The organism is Bacteroides sp. 11BF (assembly GCF_019633765.1).
Classification (GTDB): domain Bacteria; phylum Bacteroidota; class Bacteroidia; order Bacteroidales; family Bacteroidaceae; genus Bacteroides; species Bacteroides hominis.
Window position 1 is genome coordinate 1 of record NZ_JAFKPJ010000066.1, and the last position, 1,174, is coordinate 1,174.

Here is a 1,174-nt window from a genome sequence, read left to right on the forward strand (position 1 = left end):
ACTCTCTTCCGCCGGGAAGTCCGCCGCGTTGCCGGGCATCGCCGCCCAGTAGAGCGTCGGGCAGTCGATGGTATTGTGGTGCGGCACGCACTCCATGCTTGCCAGCTGGCTGCCCACATCGTTCTTGATATGCTTCAGTTCCTCCGCGTCATCGCTCCACGCCATGACGTTGAAGTGCGCCCGTACCGAGGTCAGCCCGTAGGAATGGGCTTCGTTCAGGTACTGGTCTATCCACTCGCGGTTGATGCTGTTGCTCCGGCTGTATCGGGATAGCGACTGCATATTCCTTGCGGACTTCTCGAACTTCTGCAAATTTTCCTCGCTGTTGTCGATAATCACATACTGGTTATAGATGTGGTTGCAGGAAAGCAGCAGCCCCACGGGGGAGGCGAAGGAGAGGCGACAGTCCGAGCGGTCGGTGGAGAGTTTCTCGTAGCGGATGTCGGTAGCCACCTTTCCTGGCATATCCTCCGCGTCGGAGAGGGTGTGCAGGCACAGGCGGTTGTCACCGATACGCATTTCTTTTGCCGAGAGGTCGATGTCCTGCAAGGTCGTGTCGCCTTCGGGCATGAGCGAGAAGTAACGCTCTATCAGCCCGGCGGACTTCTCCGTCCCGACAATCTCGTCGGTGGAGAGGCGGCGCAGCCTCACAAAGCCGCTGTCGTTCATGATGCGCTCGAACTGTTCGGCGGCCTCCATGAACTTCCCGGCGGTTTCCTTGTCCAGCTCCTTCGGGATGATATGTCCCCGGCACAGCGTACTGAAGTTGCTCTGCATACGGTTACGTTCTTTCGTCGTCTTGGTCAAGTAGAGATAGCAGGAGTGTTTCAGGTACGGACGCTCGTTGAAGTGGCGTTCAAAGGAACGGCTCAAGAAACTCATGTCGTCCTTCTGTAACTCCGGCATATATTTCTCCTTGATGAACCAATCCTGCTTATGCACGACGCAGAAGTACGGCAGCACCTTGATAGCCTTGCACCAGCAGCCGTGTATCGCCTCGTACTCTGCGCCCGTCACGGTGTAAAGCTCCGGCAGTTCCACCTCAAAAGCCACCGTGATGTCGGCGTCTTTGGAGATGATGCAGCCATGCTCCACCGCCAGCAGGGGGAACTTGTTTTCCAGTGTTGTCATTTTGGATGTATTTCTCATGTCGTTTCTTCCTTTCGTTGCCGTT

The 1,174-nt window shown here is 56.4% G+C and carries 1 protein-coding gene; it reads right to left on the reverse strand.

Translation table 11 applies throughout. The annotated features are described in order from the left end of the window. On the reverse strand, positions 1–1,149 hold a 1,149-nt coding region (locus JZY04_RS21590), incomplete at its 3' end, for a TraG family conjugative transposon ATPase (protein WP_220577466.1). Positions 1,150–1,174: the final 25 nt, after the last annotated feature.